The sequence below is a fragment of the Polaribacter marinivivus genome, assembly GCF_042651285.1.
GTDB classification, from domain to species: domain Bacteria; phylum Bacteroidota; class Bacteroidia; order Flavobacteriales; family Flavobacteriaceae; genus Polaribacter; species Polaribacter marinivivus.
This window is the reverse complement of record NZ_JBHSCY010000001.1, coordinates 563,286-581,400: the sequence shown is the minus strand read 5'-3', so window position 1 is coordinate 581,400 and position 18,115 is coordinate 563,286. Positions and strand designations below refer to the sequence as shown.

Annotated in this window: 19 protein-coding genes; 18 read left to right on the top strand and 1 reads right to left on the bottom strand. The window is 29.8% G+C overall.

What is annotated here, in order from left to right; all coding sequences use genetic code 11:
• Nucleotides 1-3 precede the first annotated feature (3 nt).
• The 18 genes from ACFOWD_RS02720 (at nucleotide 4) to ACFOWD_RS02635 (ending at nucleotide 17,309) form a co-directional block, all read left to right on the top strand.
• A complete protein-coding gene (locus ACFOWD_RS02720; RefSeq protein WP_298990247.1) occupies nucleotides 4-225 on the top strand; it encodes a DUF6341 family protein in 222 nt (73 codons plus the stop codon).
• Nucleotides 226-237: 12 nt separating this feature from the next.
• The gene (gene trmB / locus ACFOWD_RS02715; RefSeq protein WP_377407919.1) at nucleotides 238-909 is read left to right on the top strand and encodes a tRNA (guanosine(46)-N7)-methyltransferase TrmB; all 672 of its coding nucleotides are present in this window, start codon (nucleotides 238-240) and stop codon (nucleotides 907-909) included.
• A 53-nt stretch (nucleotides 910-962) separates the two neighbouring features.
• On the top strand, nucleotides 963-1,298 hold the full coding sequence (locus ACFOWD_RS02710) for an MGMT family protein (protein WP_377407918.1): 336 nt from the start codon (nucleotides 963-965) through the stop codon (nucleotides 1,296-1,298).
• Between the two features lie 105 nt (nucleotides 1,299-1,403).
• Entirely contained in the window at nucleotides 1,404-2,543 is a 1,140-nt protein-coding gene (locus ACFOWD_RS02705; RefSeq protein ID WP_377407916.1) for an Mrp/NBP35 family ATP-binding protein, read from the top strand.
• A 3-nt stretch (nucleotides 2,544-2,546) separates the two neighbouring features.
• Nucleotides 2,547-2,783 (top strand): NifU family protein, encoded by a 237-nt coding sequence (locus ACFOWD_RS02700; RefSeq protein WP_298990238.1) that lies wholly within the window; start codon nucleotides 2,547-2,549, stop codon nucleotides 2,781-2,783.
• A gap of 64 nt (nucleotides 2,784-2,847) precedes the next feature.
• Nucleotides 2,848-3,903 (top strand): NAD(P)/FAD-dependent oxidoreductase, encoded by a 1,056-nt coding sequence (locus ACFOWD_RS02695; RefSeq protein ID WP_377407914.1) that lies wholly within the window; start codon nucleotides 2,848-2,850, stop codon nucleotides 3,901-3,903.
• A 61-nt stretch (nucleotides 3,904-3,964) separates the two neighbouring features.
• Entirely contained in the window at nucleotides 3,965-4,252 is a 288-nt protein-coding gene (locus tag ACFOWD_RS02690) for a hypothetical protein (RefSeq protein ID WP_377407912.1), read from the top strand.
• A gap of 108 nt (nucleotides 4,253-4,360) precedes the next feature.
• Entirely contained in the window at nucleotides 4,361-4,867 is a 507-nt protein-coding gene (locus ACFOWD_RS02685; protein ID WP_377407910.1) for a ferritin, read from the top strand.
• 275 nt (nucleotides 4,868-5,142) lie between these two features.
• Complete coding sequence (locus ACFOWD_RS02680) at nucleotides 5,143-6,300, top strand: homogentisate 1,2-dioxygenase (protein ID WP_377407909.1); 1,158 nt, start codon at nucleotides 5,143-5,145, stop codon at nucleotides 6,298-6,300.
• An 18-nt stretch (nucleotides 6,301-6,318) separates the two neighbouring features.
• Nucleotides 6,319-7,482, top strand: a complete 1,164-nt coding sequence (hppD, locus tag ACFOWD_RS02675) for a 4-hydroxyphenylpyruvate dioxygenase (protein WP_377407907.1) — start codon at nucleotides 6,319-6,321, stop codon at nucleotides 7,480-7,482.
• Nucleotides 7,483-7,531: 49 nt separating this feature from the next.
• Nucleotides 7,532-8,449, top strand: a complete 918-nt coding sequence (locus ACFOWD_RS02670) for a tryptophan 2,3-dioxygenase family protein (RefSeq protein WP_377407905.1) — start codon at nucleotides 7,532-7,534, stop codon at nucleotides 8,447-8,449.
• Between the two features lie 102 nt (nucleotides 8,450-8,551).
• Complete coding sequence (locus ACFOWD_RS02665; RefSeq protein WP_377407903.1) at nucleotides 8,552-9,319, top strand: DUF3108 domain-containing protein; 768 nt, start codon at nucleotides 8,552-8,554, stop codon at nucleotides 9,317-9,319.
• 82 nt (nucleotides 9,320-9,401) lie between these two features.
• A complete protein-coding gene (locus tag ACFOWD_RS02660) occupies nucleotides 9,402-10,676 on the top strand; it encodes a M23 family metallopeptidase (RefSeq protein ID WP_377407902.1) in 1,275 nt (424 codons plus the stop codon).
• Between the two features lies 1 nt (nucleotide 10,677).
• Nucleotides 10,678-12,246, top strand: a complete 1,569-nt coding sequence (gene pgi, locus ACFOWD_RS02655; protein WP_377407900.1) for a glucose-6-phosphate isomerase — start codon at nucleotides 10,678-10,680, stop codon at nucleotides 12,244-12,246.
• A gap of 217 nt (nucleotides 12,247-12,463) precedes the next feature.
• Nucleotides 12,464-15,073 carry a TonB-dependent receptor gene (locus ACFOWD_RS02650; protein ID WP_377407898.1) on the top strand — a complete coding sequence of 870 codons (2,610 nt, stop codon included), beginning with the start codon at nucleotides 12,464-12,466 and terminating at the stop codon, nucleotides 15,071-15,073.
• Between the two features lie 93 nt (nucleotides 15,074-15,166).
• Nucleotides 15,167-15,592, top strand: coding sequence for a hypothetical protein (locus tag ACFOWD_RS02645; RefSeq protein WP_377407896.1), 426 nt, complete (start codon nucleotides 15,167-15,169; stop codon nucleotides 15,590-15,592).
• Nucleotides 15,592-16,323: a lysophospholipid acyltransferase family protein gene (locus tag ACFOWD_RS02640; protein ID WP_377407894.1), complete on the top strand. Its 732-nt coding sequence runs from the start codon at nucleotides 15,592-15,594 to the stop codon at nucleotides 16,321-16,323. Before ACFOWD_RS02645 ends, ACFOWD_RS02640 begins: the two co-directional genes overlap by 1 nt.
• A 2-nt stretch (nucleotides 16,324-16,325) precedes the next feature.
• Nucleotides 16,326-17,309 (top strand): acyl-ACP desaturase, encoded by a 984-nt coding sequence (locus ACFOWD_RS02635; RefSeq protein ID WP_377407892.1) that lies wholly within the window; start codon nucleotides 16,326-16,328, stop codon nucleotides 17,307-17,309.
• Between the two features lie 4 nt (nucleotides 17,310-17,313).
• Here ACFOWD_RS02635 and ACFOWD_RS02630 read toward each other — a convergent pair whose 3' ends face one another.
• On the bottom strand, nucleotides 17,314-18,096 hold the full coding sequence (locus tag ACFOWD_RS02630; protein ID WP_377407890.1) for an amidohydrolase: 783 nt from the start codon (nucleotides 18,094-18,096) through the stop codon (nucleotides 17,314-17,316).
• Nucleotides 18,097-18,115: the final 19 nt, after the last annotated feature.

The following is an 18,115-nucleotide window of genomic DNA, read 5'->3' as shown; positions in this document are numbered from 1 at the left end:
GTTATGATAGCAAGCAATATTTTTAGATGGATTGGTAGTTTATTCACAGATATTTTATTTCTACCTTTTCAATGGTTAAGATTGCAATTAGCAACTGCAGAGTTTGGTTGGTGGACTTCAAATATAATTAACTGGCTTTTCTTAGTTGTTTTAATAGTTCTTTTCGCTTATTGGATGAAAGAATCTAAGCGTTTCTTAGACGAAGGAACAGAAGATAGAGCTTAATTTCCATACATTTTGGGAAGTAAAAATAAATTAAAACGTTTTCAAGAAAACGAAACGTTTAAAAATGTCATTCAGCCTACAAGAGATGAAGTTTTAAATAACTTTTCTCATAAAGGTAAATGGCATTCTTTTTTTGGTAATAATAATCCACTTATTGTTGAGCTAGGCTGTGGAAAAGGTGAATATACAGTTGCATTAGCAAGACAAAATTCTGATAAAAATTATATTGGTATAGATATAAAAGGAGCTCGCTTTTGGAGAGGAGCTAAAACAGCTATAGAAGAAAATCTACCAAATGTTGCTTTTGTAAGAACACAAATAGAGTTGGTAGATTACATTTTTGCAGCAAATGAAATTTCTGAAATTTGGATAACTTTTCCTGATCCTCAAATAAAATATCAACGCACAAAGCATAGAATGACAAATACTACGTTTTTAAAAAGATATTTTAATGTCTTAAAAGAAGGTGGTATTATCAATTTAAAAACAGATTCAGAATTTATGCATGGCTATACTTTAGGTTTATTACATGGTGAAGGTCATGAGGTTTTGTATGCTAATCATAATGTCTATCATAACTCTGGAGCACCAAAAGAAGTTACAGAAATTCAAACTTTTTACGAGAATCAGTATTTAGCTGTAGATAAAGCAATTACTTACATCAAATTCAGATTAAATTATTAGATACTCAAACTAGAGTTTATTAATGATTCTCAAAATATTTCTATATTCACTTCATGAAAAAATCTGAAAACTTTTTCGAAAAAGTGTATGTTGTGGCTCGCAAAATTCCTTTTGGTAGAGTTACTAATTATGGTGCAATAGCAAAATATTTAGGAGCTGCAAGATCTGCAAGAATGGTAGGTTGGGCTATGAATAATTCTCACAATCAAGAAATTGAAGTTCCTGCACATAGAGTTGTTAATAGAAAGGGTTTGTTAACAGGCAAACATCATTTTGATGGTACTAACTTAATGCAACAATTGTTAGAAAACGAAGGGATTGTTGTTATCGATAATCAAATTCAAAATTTAGACGAAGTATTTTGGAATCCTTCAGAAGAATTAAAATAAACTACACTTATCTATCTATAAGTTTTCACAATTTATTAGCTTTATTTTATAAGCTGTAAGCTGTATCTTTGCAATCTAGATTAAATAAAAATAATCTTTTATAAAATGAGTTTTACAAAACAAGATATAAATAAAGCTTTAGAAACAATTACAGCTCCTGGAGAAGGCAAAAGTTTAGTTGAAAATAATAATGTTAAGAACATTGTTGTTTTTGGAGACGAAGTAATTGTAGATGTAGTAATTTCTAATCCGTCTTTACAAGCAAAAAAGAAAGTTGAAGTAGAAATAATGAAAGCTATTCACGATAAAGTGCATCAAAAGATTGATGTAAAAGTGAATGTAAAAGTTGAAAAAGCTGCACCTAAAGAAGACCCTAATTTAATTCGCGGAAAAGAAATTCCAAATATAAAAAACATTATAGCAGTAGCTTCTGGTAAAGGTGGTGTAGGTAAATCTACAATAACTTCTAATGTTGCTATTTCATTAGCTAAAATGGGTTTTAGTGTAGGTGTTTTAGATGCAGATGTGTATGGACCTTCTCAGCATATTATGTTCGATGTTGAAAAAGCAAGACCACTTTCTGTAAATGTTGATGGACGATCAAAAATGAAGCCAATAGAGAATTATGGGGTAAAATTATTGTCTTTAGGATTTTTTACAAATCCAGATCAAGCAGTAATTTGGAGAGGACCTATGGCTTCTAAAGCATTAAAGCAATTAATATTTGATGGTGCTTGGGGAGAGTTAGATTTTCTTTTAATTGATTTACCTCCAGGAACAGGTGATGTGCATTTGTCTATTGTACAAGCTTTACCAATAAATGGAGCAGTAGTGGTTTCTACTCCGCAAAATATTGCTTTAGCAGATGCTAAAAAAGGTGTAGCTATGTTTCAGCAAGATTCTATTAAAGTACCAGTTTTAGGTATTGTAGAAAATATGGCATATTTTACACCAGAAGAATTACCAAACAATAAATATTATATCTTTGGAAAAGATGGAGCTAAAAATTTGGCAGAAGATATTAATACTAAATTTTTAGGAGAAATACCATTAGTACAAAGTATTCGTGAAGCTGGTGATGTAGGTCACCCAGTTGCTTTACAAGAAGGTACTGTTTTAGAAAAATCTTTTAATGAGATTACTAAAGAAATGGTATCAGAATTATTAAAAAGAAATGCAAATTTACCACCAACAGAGGTTGTAAGAATAACAACAATGAGTGGTTGTAGTGCAGTAAAAAAATAAATTATGACATCACAAGAAATACACAGTAATGTAGAAAAAGCATTAGATGAAATTCGTCCTTTTTTAATGAGTGATGGAGGAAATATTAAACTTTTATCTATAGAAGATACCATTGTAAAAGTACAATTAGAAGGTGCTTGTACAGGTTGTTCAGTAAATCAAATGACTTTAAAAAACGGTGTAGAAGCTACAATTAAAAAATATGCTCCACAAATAGAGGAGGTTATTAACGTAGCTTAAACTGATAAAAATCAGTTTTTAAAAAACTTCAACAAATTAATTTTGCGTTACATTTTTTGTTAGAATGATTACAACAGATATACTTATTATTGGTGCAGGACCAACAGGATTATTTACTGTTTTTGAAGCAGGTTTATTAAAACTAAGATGTCATTTAATTGATGCTTTGCCTCAAGCAGGAGGTCAATGTTCAGAGATTTATCCAAAGAAACCTATTTATGATATTCCTGCTTATCCAGAGATTTTGGCAGGTGATTTAACTGATAAATTGATGGAACAAATTAAGCAATTTGAACCAGGATTTACACTTGGAGAAAGAGCAGATACTATTGATAAACAAGAAGATGGTACATTTATAGTAACAACAAATAAAGGTACCAAGCATCATGCAAAAGTTGTTGCAATTGCTGGCGGTTTAGGAAGTTTCGAACCCAGAAAACCACCTATTTCTAATATATCAGAATTTGAAGAAAAAGGAGTTGAGTATATCATTAAAGATCCAGAAATTTATAGGAACAAAAGGGTAGTTATTGCTGGTGGAGGAGACTCTGCTTTAGACTGGTCTATTTTCTTAACTGATGTTGCATCAGAAGTTACTTTAATTCATAGAAGAAACGAATTCAGAGGTGCTTTAGATTCTGTAGATAAAGTGCAAGAATTAAAAGACGCTGGTAAAATTAAATTAATAACTCCTGCAGAAGTTAAAGGAATTGTTGGTAAAGATAAAGTTGAAGGAGTTGCTGTTGTACAAAATGGTTCTGATCCTTTTACTATAGAAACCGACCATTTTATACCTCTTTTTGGGTTATCTCCAAAACTTGGTCCAATTGCAAATTGGGGATTAGAAATAGAGAAGAACGCTATTAAAGTGAATAATGCTTTAGATTATCAAACCAATGTTCCAGGCATTTATGCAATTGGAGATGTAAACACTTATCCAGGAAAATTAAAATTGATTCTATGTGGTTTTCATGAAGCGACTTTAATGTGTCAAAGTGCGTATAAACGTATTTTTCCAGATAAAAAGTACGTAATGAAATACACAACTGTTGGTGGTGTAGAAGGTTTTGATGGCACTAAAAAAGAAGCACCAAAAGCAGTCATTAAAAAGATTGAGTAGATTTTCAACTTTCTCATAATTTTATTTTTATTTATTCTAAATAAATAGTTATTTTTGTACTGTGAATGTATTTACAGACATACAATTTAATATACAATTACAGCATGTAACTTTTTGTCACTATCAACTAACGATAGATGATAAGAAAATGAAGCTTACATTTCCTCAATTATTGCACTTACGCAATAAAATTAATGAGATTACTTTACCAGAAAATTTAGAGAACATCATTCAAAATGAAAATTTTGTCCTTTTGTTTATTGCAGACAGAAAACATTTGGTGTTTTTAGAAATTCCTAAATTATTAGATTTAAAAGAAGAGTTATCTCTATGTTTCTATCATTATTAGTTATCTAACTATAACTATCTCCTTTTATTTAGATTAGCTTTAAATTTCTAAATCAGAATAGATATAAACTGTATTTAGTGTATTTTTGTATAATTAAAACCTATAATTATGAAGACAGCAATAAGAAGACAAATGACAATTCATCCAGAAGTAATGGATGCTTTAAACGAACAAGTTGCGTTAGAAATGCACGCATCTGCCTCTTATTTAGCAATGGCTTCTTGGTGTGATCAAAGAGAATTGTTAAATAGTAAAGCTTTTTTCTACAAGCAAGCTGAAGAGGAAAGAGCTCATGGAATGAAGATATTTAATTTTATAAATGATGCTGGAGGAGCAGCAATATCTCCTGCAGTACCAGAAGTAAATAATGATTTCGAAAGTTTAAGAGAAATTTACGAAAAGTCTTTAGACCAAGAAATTGGAGTTACGCAATCTATCTACAAATGTTTTAGTAAAGCAAGAACTGCAAATGATTATGCTTCTGAAGTATTTTTACAATGGTTTGTAAATGAGCAAGTAGAAGAAGAAGATACTGTTAGAAGTATTTTAGATGTGTTTGATTTAATGGGAGATATGCCATTAAAAATGATTGATGAAAGATTACCTACAGAGTAACATTAATTAAAAAACTTAGAAGCCGAAACAAAATTGTTTCGGCTTTTTTTATGTCAATATCTTAGTAAGGCTTTCTGAGGGACTTTTTGTATCTTTGTGATAACAACGAAAACGATTGAAATGTATTTAGAATTACTTACTTATTTAAAATACTTAATCAAACGTAATCCAGAATAATGGATTAATGTATCAATTTTCAAATGTAAAAATGTAGCTATTAATATTAAATAAAAAATACCTACATTATTTTATTAACTCATTAATACATTAACAAGATGCCTTTTTATCATAAATTAGGGAAAATTCCACCTAAAAGACATACACAGTTTCGTAAAAAAGATGGGAGTCTTTATTATGAACAACTCTTTGGTACTATTGGTTTTGATGGTATGTCAACCAACAGCTATCATGAGCATAGACCAACTATGGTTAAAGAAATAAGAAAACAATATTCAGTAAAACCAAAAATTGCGAAAGCTAATAATATCCAATCTTATCGTTTAAGAGGTTTTCAAGTAAAGCCAGAAAATGATTATTTAGAAAGTAGAAAAGTAGTACTTACAAACTCAGATTGTAATATTATTCTTGCTGCTCCTAAAGAATCTACAAAAGATTATTTTTATAAAAACACAGATGCAGATGAGGTAATTTTCATTCATAAAGGAACAGGAAAATTACGTACAATGTTGGGTAATATCGATTTTAAATATGGAGATTATTTAGTAATTCCACGTGGAATCATCTATAAATTAGATTTTGATGATGACAACAATAGATTGTTTATTGTAGAATCTTATCATCCAGTCTATACCCCAAAACGTTATAGAAATTGGTTTGGTCAATTATTAGAACATTCACCTTTTTGTGAGCGTGATTTAAGAAGACCAGAAGAATTAGAAACTTATGATGAATTAGGTGATTTTTTAATTAAAGTCAAAAAGCAAGGAGAAATTATAGAAATGATATATGCTTCACATCCTTTTGATGTGGTAGGTTATGATGGATATAATTTTCCATATGCATTTTCAATTCATGATTTTGAACCTATAACAGGTAGAATTCATCAGCCACCTCCAGTGCATCAAACTTTTGAAACATCAGCTTTTGTAATTTGTAGTTTTGTACCTCGTTTGTACGATTATCATCCAAACTCAATTCCTGCTCCATACAATCATAGTAACATAGATTCAGATGAGGTATTATATTATGTTGATGGAGATTTTATGAGCAGAAACGATATTGAAGCTGGTCATATTTCTCTGCATCCTGCAGGTATACCTCATGGTCCACATCCAGGAGCTACAGAAAGAAGTATTGGAGAAACTGTAACTGAAGAATTAGCTGTTATGGTAGATACGTTTAAGCCTTTACAGGTTACAGAAGAAGCTATGAAAATTGCTGACGAAGATTATTATAAATCTTGGTTAGAATAATCAATCAAAAACAAAGAAATGAGTAAAAAAGAAATAAAATCAGTAAACTACGGTTTAGAAAAAATATTTGAAGGAGCACAAGATTTCCTTCCATTATTAGGTACAGATTATGTAGAATTTTATGTAGGAAATGCAAAACAAGCTGCACACTTTTATAAAACAGCTTTTGGTTTTCAATCTCATGCTTATCGTGGATTAGAAACTGGCTCTAAAGACTCTGTAAGTTACGTGCTAACTCAAGACAAAATCAAGTTAATGCTAACTACGCCTTTGAGTAGTAAATCTCCAATAAATGATCATATTGTAAAACATGGAGATGGTGTTAAAATAATAGCACTTTGGGTAGAAGATGCTAGACAAGCTTATAAAGAAACTACTTCTAGAGGCGCAAAATCTTATATGGAGCCTACTGTTGAAAAAGATGAGTTTGGCGAAGTTGTAAGAGCAGGAATTTACACGTATGGAGAAACTGTACATATGTTTGTGGAACGTAAAAATTATAATGGTGCATTTTTACCAGGTTTTGTAAAATGGGAATCAGATTATAATCCACCAACAGCAGGTTTAAAATATATAGATCATATGGTTGGTAATGTAGGCTGGAACCAAATGGATGTTTGGGTAAAATGGTATGAAGATGTTATGGGATTTGAAAACTTTTTATCTTTTGATGATAAGCAAATTCATACAGAATACTCTGCATTAATGAGTAAAGTGATGTCTAATGGAAATGGGCGAATCAAATTTCCTATCAATGAACCAGCAGAAGGTAAAAAACGATCTCAAATAGAGGAATATTTAGATTTTTATGAAGGTGCAGGAGTACAACATATTGCTGTGGCTACTGACGATATTATAAAAACAGTTTCTCAATTACGTTCAAATGGCGTTGAGTTTTTATCAACACCACCAGAAGAATATTATAGAGCAGTTCCTGGACGTTTAGAAGAATTTAGTCACGAATTGCGTGAAGATATCGAAAAACTTAAAGCTTTAGGTATTATGATAGATGCAGATGAAGAAGGTTATCTATTACAAATTTTTACAAAACCAGTAGAAGATAGACCTACCTTGTTTTTTGAAATCATTCAAAGAATGGGAGCCAAAGGTTTTGGAGCAGGTAATTTTAAAGCGTTGTTCGAATCCATAGAAAGAGAACAACAAAAAAGAGGAACATTATAAAAGCAAAAAGCAAGATTTAAGTATCTTGCTTTTTTATTTTCAACCAAAAATGAATAGAGAAGAAATTTTAAAAGCCATAGAAGAAAAATACGAAAAGCTTGGTGTTCCTGTAGATTCTATGTTAGAGGGTTTATTATGGAGTACACCAATTACCTATTGGGATTATATTCAAACAGATGCCTTACTTGGTTTGCAGAACCCAAGAACAACACAGCCAGATGAAATGGTTTTTATTATGTATCATCAAGTTAATGAATTGTTGTTTAAAATGATTTTGTGGGAAATAGACCAAGTAGCAAAGACAACAAAAATAGCTGCAGATAAATTTTCTATGCATTTAAACAGAATAAGCAGGTATTTTGATATGCTTTGTAGTTCTTTTAATGTAATGGCTGATGGTATGGAAAAAGATCAATATCTTAAGTTTAGAAATACGTTGACTCCTGCAAGTGGCTTTCAATCAGCACAATATAGAAAAATTGAATTTGCTTCTACAGAGTTAATTAATTTAATTGATGCTAGATACAGAGATACTATAGATCGTAATTCATCTTTTAAAAACGCATACAATCATTTGTACTGGCAAGCAGCAGGTAAAAATTATACCACAGGTCAAAAATCTACATTATTAAATCTTTTTGAAAAGAAATATATGGGAGATTTTATTGATTTTATGGAAGACTATAATGATATAAACCTGTCTAAAAAGTTCAAACAATTGCCTAAAGAAGTTCAAGAAAATCAAGATTTAATAAAAGCAATGCGTCATTACGATTATACTGTAAATGTAAAATGGGTTATGGCTCATTATAATGCTGCAGCTAAATATATTGGAGGAGATGATTCTGAACTTAAAGCTACTGGTGGTAGTAATTGGCGAAAGTATATGCATCCAAAGTATCAACGAAGAATTTTCTATCCATATTTATGGAGTAAAGAAGAATTAGAAAATTGGGGAACTTTTTAAAATTAATAAAACGTTAAAAAGACCAACTCTAAGTCTAAGAGAAACATTTTTCTATCTTTTGGAACAGTAATTGTCATTCCTTTTTTATATGTTTGATTAATTATGAAAAAGTTTGCTCTAGTTATTATATCAACTTTATTTTGTATCCCTTTATTTGCTCAAAAAAGCTCTGCATTTAAAGATGGTGAGTTTTTGAGATATAAAATGAGTTACAGTGGTTTTTTAAGAGCAGGTTCTGCAATTTTAGAAGTTAAAGAAGAGGAATTTAGAGGAAAAAAAGTGTATCATACAAAAGGTACTGGATGGACTTCTGGAATGATTAAATGGTTTTTTGAAGTTGATGATGTTTACGAATCTTATTTTGACAAAGAAACCTTAAAACCATACTTATTTAAGAGAAAAATTAATGAAGGTGGTTATAAAAAACATAGAATAACTGCCTTCAATTATACTTCCAACACTGCATATATTCAAGATTTTGTTGAACAAAAAGATACAATTGTCTCAATTAAAAATATTCAAGATATGTTGTCTTCTTTTTATTATTTAAGAAATAAAGATGTTTCAAAATTTAAAGTAGGAGATGAAATAAAATTAGACATGTTTATAGACGCACAAACCTATCCTTTTAGATTGCGTTTTTTAGGAAAAGAAGAGTTAAGAACTAGGTTTGGTAAAGTAAATACGTTAATGTTTAGACCTCTTGTTCAATCTGGTAGAGTTTTTAAAGAAGAAGAAAGCGTTACTATTTGGATTACAGATGATGCTAATAAAATTCCAATTCGTATGAAAGCTTCATTAGCAGTAGGTTCTTTAAGAGCAGATTTAGAAGCTTATAAAGGTTTAGTAAATTCCTTTATGAACAAATAAAATTTAACTTATCTGTCTTAGGTTTTATAAAAATTAATTCTTTATTTGTACTTTTGAAACTGTCTTAAAAGTGTTGAGTTTTTTGAAGAAATTAATCCTATTATTTTTTGTTACTATTTTGGTTGTCTCTTGTAAAAAAGATGGTAAAGAACCAGAACAAATCATTATTAAAGAACCAGAACCAGAAATTAGATTTGGTTATAAAATAGATGATTATAAAGTAATCCAAGACACTATTAAAAGTGGTGAAAGTTTTGGGACTATACTAGATAGGCATCATGTTTTTTATCCAAAAATTAATGAAATTGCTTCATCAGCTAAAGAAATATTTGATGTTAGAAGAGTAAGAGCTGGTAAACCTTACACTATTTTAGCAAGCAAAGATTCTACAGAAAAAGCACAAGTTTTTATTTATAAGCACGATAAAATTAATGCAACAATTTTAGATTTTAAAGATTCTGTTGTAGTTGCTAAAAATTATAAAAAACCTATAGAGGTTGTTCAAAAAGAAGTTGAGGGTGTTGTGTATTCAAGTTTTTCTCAAACTATGGATAGTCTTGGTATAAGACCAAATTTAACCTATACAATTGCAGACATTTATGCATGGACTTTAGATTTTTATAGATTACAAAAAGGCGATTCTTTTAAAATTCTTTATGAAGAAAAATTTATAGATGATTCTACTTTTGCTGGTTATGGAAAAGTAAAGTCGGCTGTATTTAAACATAAAGGAAAAGATTTATATGCATTTCGTTTTGTAGCAGACTCAACACTTAATATACCTGAATATTATGATGAAAAAGGAAATATGTTAAGAAGCTTCTTTTTAAAGGCGCCTATAAAATTTCAATATAGAATTTCATCAAGATATAATTTACGAAGAAGAATTGCTTATTATGGTAATAGAGTTAGGCCTCATAAAGGTACAGATTTTGCTGCTAAAATAGGAACTCCAATTATAGCAACTGCAAGTGGTACAGTTGTAGAATCTACTAGAAGAGGAGGTAATGGAAAATACGTTAAAATTAAACATAACAATACCTATTCTACACAGTATCTTCATATGAGTAGACAAGCTGTAAAAAGAGGCGAATATGTAAAACAAGGTGATGTAATTGGGTATGTAGGCATGACTGGTAATACAGGTGGACCACATGTATGTTATCGTTTTTGGAAAAATGGTAGACAAGTAGACCCATTAAATCCAAAACTTAAGTTACCAGAAGCAAAACCTATGAAAAAGTCTGTAAAACCAGAATTTTTAAAATATATCAGACCTTTAAAATATCAATTAGATTATAATAGAATACCAGTTGAAGAACCAGAAGTAATTTCTGAAACAATAGCAAAAAAATAACATGGCTTTACCCAATATCAATCCAACAAAAACAGAAGCTTGGAAAAAATTATCTGACCATTTTAAAGATAATAAAGACATTAACATAAAAAACTTATTTAAAGAAGCTAATAGAAAAGAAGCTTTTTCTGTTCAACTTAATGATTTAAATGTAGATTTTTCTAAAAATAGAATTACTAAAGAAACATTAAGTTTATTAGTAGATTTAGCAAAAGAAGTTGGTTTAAAACAAGCAGTAGAAGCACAGTTTTCTGGAGAAATTATTAATGCTACAGAAGGTAGAGCAGTTTTACATACAGCTTTAAGAAGTACTTCTGAAGAACCTGTGTTCATTGATGGAAAAGATATTAAGCCTAAAATTCAAACTACATTAAGAAAGATAAGAAGCTTTAGTAATAAAGTGATATCTGGTAAATGGAAAGGCTATACAGGAAAATCAATTACTGATGTTGTAAATATTGGTATTGGAGGTTCTGATCTAGGGCCAGACATGGTTGTAGAATCTCTTAAATTTTACAAAAATCATTTAAATACTCATTTTGTTTCAAATATTGATGGTGATCATGTTTCAGAAATCATCAAAAATTTAAATCCAGAAACAACATTATTTGTTATAGTATCTAAAACATTTACAACACAAGAAACCATTACAAATGCAGAAACTATTAAAAATTGGTTTTTAAAGTCTGCAACTATTTTCGATATTCCAAAACACTTTGTTGCTGTGTCTACAAATTTAGAAGCAGTAGATAGTTTTGGTATAGATAAAAGTAATGTTTTTCCAATGTGGAATTGGGTAGGAGGTCGTTTTTCTCTTTGGTCTGCTGTAGGTTTATCTATTAGCTTATCTGTTGGTTTTGATAATTATAGAGCTTTACTAGATGGTGCAGAAAAAATGGATATTCATTTTAGAAATGAAGATTTTGATAAAAACATTCCAGTTATTTTAGCTTTAATAAGTGTTTGGTATAATAATTTTTATAAGGCAGAAACAGAAGCGGTTTTACCATACTCACAGTATTTATCTAAATTACCTTCTTATTTACAACAAGCTATTATGGAAAGTAATGGTAAAGGAGTAGATAGAAATGGAGATAAAATAGATTATGAAACTGGTACTATTGTTTGGGGAAGCACAGGCACTAATATGCAACATGCTTTTATGCAATTAGTACATCAAGGAACAAAGTTAATTCCATCAGATTTTATTGGATATAAAGAGTCTTTATATGGTTTAACAGATCATCATAAAAAGTTAATGGCAAACTATAATGCACAAATGGATGCTTTAGCTTTTGGTAAAACAAAAGAAGAAGTTCATTTAGAGTTAAAGTTTTCTGGAGACGAAGATAAAATCAATCAATTATTACCATTTAAAGTTTTTGAAGGTAATAGACCAAGTAACGCTATTCTTTTTGATAAATTAACACCACAATCTTTAGGGAAATTAATAGCACTATACGAACATAAAATCTTTACTCAAGGAATTTTATGGAATATTTATAGCTATGATCAATTTGGTGTAGAACTTGGGAAAGAATTAGCTAAAAAATTGCTTAAACAACAGTAGTTTTTCTCTTTTATTATGTTATTCTAAATACTTTAACAAAAAATCTTTTTTTTGTTAACAACTATGTTTATATGTAAGTATTTGATAATTAATAAGTAAATCTCTTTTTTGTAATTTTAAGGGTCTTAAATTCTTGTTAAAACTTAACATTAACTTAACAAACCAACGATGTAAAAGCAAGAATTTTGCAAAACATTAATTAACTTAAAATTAAACAATGAAAAATTTTAAAAATTTCCTTTTTGTAGCTTTATTTTTTGTAGCTGCTACTGTATTAGGTCAAACTAAAATTACAGGTATTATTGTTGATAACGCAAATCAACCATTACCTGGAGCTAGTATTTTAGAAAAAGGTACTAAAAACGGTACAGAAACTGATTTTGACGGTAATTTTTCTATTACAACTTCAAAGAATTCTGGTGTTCTTGTAATTTCTTATTTAGGATTTAGAACTAAAGAAATTTCTTACAATAGTTCTAAAACTAACTTAGGAACTATTAAATTATTAGAAGATGAAAACTCTTTAGAAGAGGTAGTTATTATTGGTAAAGGGGTAATCGATTTATCTGGTGGTAGAAAGACTCCTGTTGCAGTATCTACAATTAAAGCTGCTGAGATTCAGAAGAAAGTAGGTACTCAAGATGTTACTATGACATTAGTTAACACTCCTTCTATTTATGTTGCTGGACAAGCAGGTGGTTTTGGAGATTCTAGAATTTCTGTTCGTGGTTTCGATCAAACTAACACAGCTTTCTTATTAAATGGTCAGCCAATTAATGGTATGGAAGATGGAAGAATGTACTGGTCTAACTGGTCTGGAGTAAATGATATTGCAAGTGCAGTACAAATTCAGAGAGGTTTAGGTGCTTCTAAATTAGCAATTTCTTCTGTTGGTGGTACAATGAACTTTGTAACTAAAACTACAGATAAAAAACAAGGTGGTTATTTCTATGCTGGTACAGCAAACGATAGTTATTTAAAAACTACGTTATCTTATAACACTGGAGTTAATGAAAACGGATGGGGTACAAGTGTAATGTTATCTCACTGGCAAGGAAATGGTTATAACAATGGAACTAGAGGTCAAGGTCAAACTTACTTCGTTTCTTTTGGATACAAGCCTAACGAAACTCATAATTTCAACTTTTTGATTACAGGTGCTCCACAATGGCATGATCAAAACTTTACAAAAAGTATTTCTAGCTATTTACAAAATGGTTTCAAATACAACAATAACTTTGGTTTTTATCAAGGAGAGTATATGACAGAAAGAAGAAACTTCTATCATAAACCAGTATTAAACTTAAACTGGGATTATACTATATCTGATGCTACTAGCTTATCTACAGTATTATATGCTTCTTTTGGTAGAGGTGGTGGAACTGGTAACAGAGGTAGAAGAGTTAGAACTGCTGAAGGTTTAATTGACTATGATGCAATCTACGCAAACAACGCTGCAACTGGTGGTGATGGAAACTTTGGTAACAGTGCATACATTACAAGAGCTTCTATGAACTTACATAGCTGGTATGGTGCTGTATCTAACTTAGAAACTAAATTAACAGATAATATTACTTGGAATATTGGTGCTGATTTAAGAACTTACTATGGAACTCACTTTAGACAAGTAGAGAATTTCCATGGATTAACTTCTTGGACAGAAGATAGAAGCTTAAGAGACAATACTCATAATAGAGTTGGTCCTGTAGTTTCTGTTACTGCTACAGAAAGTGGAAATGCTAACCCATGGGCTGCAACATTCAACACTATGGATGAAGCACAAAGAATAGATTATGACAACAGTGAGAGAATTTCTTACGGAGGTTTATTTACTCAATTAGAGTATTCAGATGATGTAGTTTCTGCATTTTTCCAAGGTTCTGTTTCTAACCAATGGCACCAAAGATTTGATAGATATGACTATCAAGCTCAATTCGAAGATTCAGAAAAAGTAAGCAACTTTGGTTATAACGTAAAAGCTGGTTTAGGTTTAAAAGTATCTGAATCTAGTAACATTTACTTTAACACAGGTTTCTATTCTCGTCAACCTTATCATGACAATATCTTTAACAACTTTACAAATGCGATTAACCCAATTTCTCAAAATGAAAAAATTACAGGAATTGAGTTAGGATATAACTATAGATCAGATAAGTTTAGTGCTAATGTTAACTTATATAGCACAACTTGGAAAGATAGAGTTGATGGAGCAACAGATGTAGATCCAAATACTGGTGTTGTTACAATTACTAGAACATTTGGTCAAGCTCAATATCATATGGGTGTAGAATTTGATTTCATCTACGATATTACTAACGACTTAAGATTAAAAGGATTTACTTCTATAGGTGACTGGACATATGCAGGAGAATTAATACAAGATGTATTAGATGAAGACAGAAATGTTATTCAAGCTCCTACAGTTGTAGATGTAGATGGAGGTAAAGTAGGTGATGCTGCACAGTTCACTGCTGGTTTAGGTGTAGATTATAGAATTATGGAAGGTTTAAGCTTTGATGCTGACTTTAGATTTTACGATCAATTATATGCTAGAGTATCTGCAAGAAAGAACAATCTTCAGTTACCAGAATATGGTATCTTAGATTCAGGTGTATCTTATAGATTAAACTTAACTTCAGATAAATCTAAATCTTTAGATTTCAGAGTAAATGTAAACAACGTTTTAGATAGAAGATATATTTCTGAATTATCTACTGCAAACTTTGCAAATGCTGGTTCTACTACTTATAGAGGAATTGATGTTTCTAACAGAGGTTTCTTTGGTTTAGGAAGAACTTGGAATGCTAGTGTAAGATATAATTTCTAAGAAAGAAATTAATTTAAATATTAAAAACCACCTTTTTTAAGGTGGTTTTTTTATATCTATATTGTAACTTTACATTCTAAAAATATTTTAAAAATGAAAGAAATACATTCTTATTGGGCATATATAGTTTTAATTATTCTTGTAATAGCTGTTGTAAATGCTTTTGTTGGTATTTTTAAAAAGAAAGAATTTAAAAGTACAGATTTACGTTTAGGATTAATTACCTTAATTGTTTCTCATATTCAGTTACTAATTGGTTTAGCTTGGTATTTTATGTCACCATATTTTAATCAACTAACTTCTAATACAAGTGAAGTTATGAAAACCAAGGAGATAAGATTATTAGCTTTAGAACACCCAGTAATGATGATTATAGCAATTACATTAATTACTATTGGATGGTCTAAACATAAGAAAAAAACAACAAGTACAGCAAAATTTAAAACATTTGCTATTTTTTACGGTTTAGCATTACTACTTATTTTGTCTAGAATTCCTTGGACAAACTGGTTTAATTAATGAAGTTTTTTAGTTACATATTATCGCCAATTTTCGGATTGGTTTTCTTTCTATTACTTTTAATTTTTCATCCCTTACAATGGTTAGGGTTAAAATTATTTAGTCAAAATGGACACCAAAAAGTAGTAGATGTTATGTGTTGGTTTTTGGTGAAAGGACTACTTTTTTTAGGAGTCACAGTTAAATTGATTAATAAACATAATATTCCAAAAAATAAAACCATCATTTTTGTATCTAATCATCAAGGAATGTTTGATATTCCTCCAATAATTTGGTTTTTTAGAAAATACACTCCAAAGTTTGTTTCCAAAAAAGAATTAGGAAAAGGCATACCAAGTATATCTTTTAATTTACGACATGGAGGGGCAGCTTTAATTGATAGAAAAGATAGAGGCCAATCAATTAGAGAATTAGTAAAATTTTCTAAAAATATTAATGAAAAAAGTTGGTCTGCAGTTATTTTTCCTGAAGGAACAAGGAGTAGAAATGGAAAACCTAAACCCTTTTCACATGGAGGGTTAAAAACTATTTTTCATTACAATCCAGAAGCTATAGTTGTGCCTTTAACAATTAACAACTCTTGGAAATTATTCAGGTATGGTAAATATCCTTTAGGGGTATTTTTTCCTATCACTATAGAAACTCATGAACCTATTTCACTAGAAGGAAAAAAGGTTGAAGATGTTATAAATAAAACAGAACAAGTAATTATAAAACATATAAAAGAATAAAAATGTCTATACACAATATAAGAAAAGAAGTAATGCTGACTTTAGAGAAAAGTATGGATAGTTTTATGGAAAAATATTTAATTCCAGCTGAAAAAATTTGGCAACCAACAGATTTTTTGCCTAACTCTCAAAAGGATTCATTTATTACAGAAGTAGAAGAAATAAGAGAAATTTCAAAAGAATTAGATGATGATTTCTGGGTAGTTTTAGTTGGAGATACTATTACTGAAGAAGCATTGCCAACCTATGAATCTTGGTTGTTAGATTTAGATGGTGTGTCTCAAGACCCAGACAATAGTTGGGCAAAGTGGGTAAGAACTTGGACAGCCGAAGAAAATAGACATGGAGATGTCTTAAACAAATACCTATATTTATCTGGAAGGGTTAATATGCGTGAAGTAGAAATATCTACGCAACACTTAATCGCAGATGGTTTTGATATTGGTACTTCTACAGACCCTTATAAAAACTTTGTTTACACTACTTTTCAAGAATTAGCTACTTACATTTCTCATAATAATGTAGCCAAAATTGCTCGAAAAAAAGGTCATAAAGCATTAGCTAAAATGTCTAAAATTATTGCAGGAGATGAAATGAGACATCACCAAGCTTATGCTCATTTTGTAAAAGAAATTTTTAAAATAGATCCTAGTCAAATGATGTTGGCTTTTCAGCATATGATGAAACATAAAATTGTTATGCCAGCAATGCATTTAAGAGAATCTTTTGGTGCTAAAGGAAGTTTATTTGATGATTTTTCTACAGTAGCTCAAAGAATAGGGGTTTACACTGGTTTCGATTATGTAAATATTCTTAAGAAATTAAATACAATGTGGGAAATAGATAAAATAACAAATCTTACACCTGAAGCAGAAAAAGCAAGAGATTTCTTAATGAATTTGCCAGACAGAATGTATAGAATTACAGAAAGAATAAAAGTACCAGATTCTAGTTTTCAATTTAAATGGATGATTCAACCAAGCTAGTTTATTAATAATCTATTTTAAAAGTATCTCTATCATTTAAAAAACCAAGTTTATTACGAACGTTATTTTGTTCTTTTTTGTTTAATGTAAAGTAAATAAACCCATATTTATTTGGCTGTAAATTAGAAACTTCTTCTCCTAAAAAGTCAACAATAATTGAGTTTCCAGAATATTTGTAATCATTGGCATCCATGCCTATTCTGTTAACTCCAATAGTGTAACACATATTTTCTATGGCTCTTGCTTTTAGAAGTGTTTCCCAGGCTTTAATTCTAGTTATTGGCCAATTTGCCATGTAAATTAAAAGATCATAATTTTCTGTATTTCTAGCCCAAACAGGAAAACGCAAATCATAACAAATTAATGGGCAAATTTTCCAACCTTTATAATCAATAATCGTTTTTTTATTTCCAGAAGTATATGCTTTATGTTCACCAGCTAAAGTAAAAGAATGTCTTTTATCATAATAATCAATTTTACCTGAAGGATGTACAAAAAGTAATCGATTATAATAGTTGCCATTTTCTTTAATTACTAAACTACCTGTTATTGCTAATTGTTTTTCTTTGGCTATTTTTTGCATCCATAAAACTGTAGTACCATTCATAGATTCTGCTACATGATTAGGCTGCATAGTAAAGCCAGAGGTAAACATTTCTGGTAAAACAATAATGTCTACAGCTTTATCAAATTCATTAATTTTTGTTTCAAAATTTTGAATGTTTTCTATTGGATTTTCCCAAGCTAAATCTGCTTGAATACCCATAATTGATAATGTTTCAGACATTAAAATTTATATTATAATT